Origin of the sequence: Pseudomonas edaphica (assembly GCF_005863185.1) — a bacterium.
GTDB classification, from domain to species: domain Bacteria; phylum Pseudomonadota; class Gammaproteobacteria; order Pseudomonadales; family Pseudomonadaceae; genus Aquipseudomonas; species Aquipseudomonas edaphica.
In genome coordinates this window covers 1-3,642 of the sequence record NZ_VBVZ01000609.1, presented here as the reverse complement: position 1 = coordinate 3,642, position 3,642 = coordinate 1, and the positions used below count along the sequence as shown (strand labels likewise).

2 protein-coding genes are annotated in these 3,642 nt (G+C 61.2%); both read left to right on the top strand.

The window, feature by feature from the left end; translation table 11 throughout:
* The first annotated feature begins 37 nt into the window (after nt 1-37).
* Nucleotides 38-1,486 carry a betaine-aldehyde dehydrogenase gene (gene betB, locus FEM54_RS27525; RefSeq protein ID WP_138453747.1) on the top strand — a complete coding sequence of 483 codons (1,449 nt, stop codon included), beginning with the start codon at nt 38-40 and terminating at the stop codon, nt 1,484-1,486.
* Nucleotides 1,487-1,678: 192 nt separating this feature from the next.
* The gene (betA, locus tag FEM54_RS27515) at nt 1,679-3,382 is read left to right on the top strand and encodes a choline dehydrogenase (RefSeq protein ID WP_017139378.1); all 1,704 of its coding nucleotides are present in this window, start codon (nt 1,679-1,681) and stop codon (nt 3,380-3,382) included.
* The last annotated feature ends 260 nt before the right edge of the window (nt 3,383-3,642 follow it).

The window sequence follows — 3,642 nt, the reverse complement described above, 5'->3', positions numbered from 1 at the left end:
AGGTAACGCCAACCACTTATGCACTTGCGAGGACTTTATGGCCCGTTTCGAACTGCAAAAACTCTACATTGACGGCGGCTACAGCGACGCTGGCAGCGATGCCACCTTCGAAGCCATCAACCCGGCTAACGGTGAAGTTCTCGCCCAAGTGCAACGCGCCACCAAGGAAGACGTGGAACGCGCCGTGGTCAGCGCCGAAAAAGGCCAGAAAATCTGGGCTGCCATGACCGCCATGGAGCGTTCGCGCATCCTGCGTCGTGCCGTCGACATCCTGCGAGAGCGCAACGATGAGCTGGCCGCCCTGGAAACCCTGGACACCGGTAAAGCCTTCTCCGAAACCCAATACGTCGACATCGTCACCGGTGCAGACGTGCTGGAATACTACGCAGGCCTGGTGCCAGCCATCGAAGGCGAGCAGATCCCGTTGCGCGACACTTCGTTCGTCTACACCCGCCGCGAGCCGCTGGGCGTAGTAGCCGGTATCGGCGCGTGGAACTACCCGATCCAGATCGCCCTGTGGAAATCCGCACCGGCTCTGGCGGCGGGTAACGCGATGATCTTCAAGCCAAGCGAAGTCACTTCGCTGACCACTCTGAAACTGGCCGAGATCTACACCGAAGCTGGCGTTCCAGCCGGTGTGTTCAACGTGCTGACCGGCAGCGGACGTGAAGTCGGCACCTGGCTGACCGAGCACCCGCGCATCGAGAAAGTCTCGTTCACCGGCGGCACCGACACCGGCAAGAAAGTTATGGCCAGCGCTTCGAGCTCCTCGCTCAAAGAAGTGACCATGGAACTGGGCGGCAAGTCGCCGCTGATCGTGTTCGAAGATGCCGACCTGGATCGCGCCGCCGACATCGCCATGATGGTCTGCACCAACGGCACTCGCGTGTTCGTGCCGAAACACCTGCAAGCGGCGTTCGAAGCCAAGATCGTTGAGCGTGTTGCGCGCATTCGTGTTGGCAACCCACAAGACGAAAACACCAACTTCGGCCCGCTGGTCAGCTTCGCCCACATGGAAAGCGTGCTCGGCTACATCGCCAAAGGCAAGGAAGAAGGCGCCCGCGTCCTGTGCGGCGGCGACCGACTGACCGACGGCGAATTCGCCAAAGGCGCCTATGTGGCCCCGACTGTGTTCACCGACTGCACCGACGAAATGACCATCGTCCGTGAAGAAATCTTCGGCCCAGTAATGAGCATCCTCACTTACGAGACCGAAGAAGAAGTGATCCGCCGCGCCAACGACACCGATTTCGGCCTGGCCGCAGGTTTGGTGACCAAGGACCTGAACCGCGCCCACCGCGTGATTCATCAGCTGGAAGCGGGTATCTGCTGGATCAACGCCTGGGGCGAATCCGACGCCAAGATGCCGGTTGGCGGCTACAAGCAGTCGGGCGTTGGCCGTGAGAACGGTATCAGCTCGCTGAACAACTTCACCCGCATCAAATCGGTACAGGTTGAGCTGGGCGACTACGCCTCGGTGTTCTAAACCACAGGCGCCTGGGAGTCGCCTTTGTGGCGAGGGAGCTTGCTCCCGTTGGGCTGCGCAGCAGCCCCATCCCAGGCCCCGCAGTTCTCCAGACCGAACTCGTTCGCTGGTTTTGCGACTGCTGCGCAGTCGAGCGGGAGCAAGCTCCCTCGCCACAAAAGCAGCTTGAACCACTTATATGAGGGTGCATTTATGTCCCAAGAATACGATTACATCATTGTGGGTGCCGGCTCCGCCGGTAACACCCTGGCGACCCGTCTGACCGAAGACGAAGGCGTCACCGTCCTGCTGCTGGAAGCCGGCGGCCCGGACTACCGTTTTGACTTCCGTACCCAAATGCCTGCCGCGCTGGCGTTCCCGCTGCAAGGCCGTCGCTACAACTGGGCCTACGAAACCGACCCTGAGCCACACATGGACGGCCGTCGGATGGAATGCGGTCGCGGCAAAGGCCTGGGTGGTTCTTCGCTGATCAACGGCATGTGCTACATCCGTGGCAACGCCATGGACTACGACAACTGGGCAAAACTGCCAGGTCTGGAAAACTGGACCTACCTCGACTGCCTGCCGTACTTCCGTAAAGCCGAAACCCGCGACATCGGCCCCAACGACTACCACGGTGGCGACGGCCCGGTCAGCGTGACCACGCCTAAAGCCGGCAACAACCCGCTGTTCCACGCGATGGTTGAAGCCGGCGTACAGGCCGGTTACCCGCGTACCGACGACCTGAACGGCTACCAGCAAGAAGGCTTCGGCCCGATGGACCGTACCGTCACGCCTAAAGGCCGTCGCGCCAGCACCGCACGCGGTTACCTGGACACGGCCAAGAAGCGCTCGACGCTGACCATCGTCACCCACGCCCTCACCGACAAAGTATTGTTTGAAGGCAAGCGTGCCGTAGGCGTGCGTTACCTGATCGGCGCGGCTGAAGAACGTGTTGAAGCCCGTGCGCGTAAAGAAGTACTGGTGTGCAGCGGTGCAATCGCTTCGCCGCAACTGCTGCAACGCTCCGGTGTGGGCCCGGCCAAACTGCTGGAAAGCCTCGACATCCCGGTGGTCCACGACCTGCCCGGCGTCGGCGAAAACCTGCAGGACCACCTTGAGCTGTACCTGCAATACGCCTGCACTCAGCCAGTGTCGCTGTACCCATCGCTGCTCTGGTACAACCAGCCGGCCATTGGTGCCGAATGGCTGTTCAACGGCACCGGTATCGGCGCCAGCAACCAGTTCGAAGCGGGCGGTTTTATCCGTACCCGTGAAGACTTCGATTGGCCGAACATCCAGTACCACTTCCTGCCGGTCGCGATTAACTACAACGGCAGCAACGGTGTGAAAGAGCACGGTTTCCAGGCGCACATGGGTTCCATGCGTTCGCCGAGCCGGGGCCGCGTGCAATTGAAGTCGAAGAACCCTCGGGACTACCCGAGCATCCTCTTCAACTACATGGCCACCGAGCAGGACTGGCAGGAATTCCGTGACGGCATCCGCCTGACCCGCGAAATCATGCAGCAGCCGGCGCTGGATCAATACCGTGGCCGTGAAATCAGCCCGGGCATTGACGTGCAAACCGATGAGCAGTTGGACAAGTTCATCCGCGAGCACGCCGAAACTGCGTTCCACCCGTCCTGCTCGTGCAAAATGGGCACCGACGAGATGGCTGTAGTGGATGCCGAAGGCCGCGTGCATGGCATGCAGGGGCTGCGTGTTGTGGATGCGTCGATCATGCCGATCATCACCACCGGCAACCTCAACGCGCCGACGATCATGATCGCCGAGAAAATCGCCGACAAGATCCGTGGCCGCAAGCCACTGCCGCGCAGCACTGCCGACTACTACGTGGCAGGCGATGCGCCGGTGCGTGGCAAACCGATGCGTGAAGTCGGCCCTACTGCGCAGTAACTGATACACCGCGGTGATCCCATCGCAGGCAAGCCAGCTCCCACATTTGACTGTGTTCACAAATCAAAATGTGGGAGCCGGGCTTGCCCGCGATGAGGCCCGACCTGACACTGCAAAAGCGCCTCCCTACACTTTCCTTGATCAGCTCCCCGCCCCAGGCCTACTCTGTTGCCTGCCCGCGATGAGCCGCCCACAAGGAAGGCCCCATGTTCGACAAACACCCCCCCCTCAAGCAGCACTTCAGTGCCCTGCGCACCCGC

Excerpts from the sequence above, each read along its gene's own strand:
- betB (WP_138453747.1), top strand. The coding sequence starts at position 38 with ATGGCCCGTTTCGAACTGCAAAAACTCTACATTGACGGCGGCTACAGC.
- betA (WP_017139378.1), top strand. The coding sequence starts at position 1,679 with ATGTCCCAAGAATACGATTACATCATTGTGGGTGCCGGCTCCGCCGGT.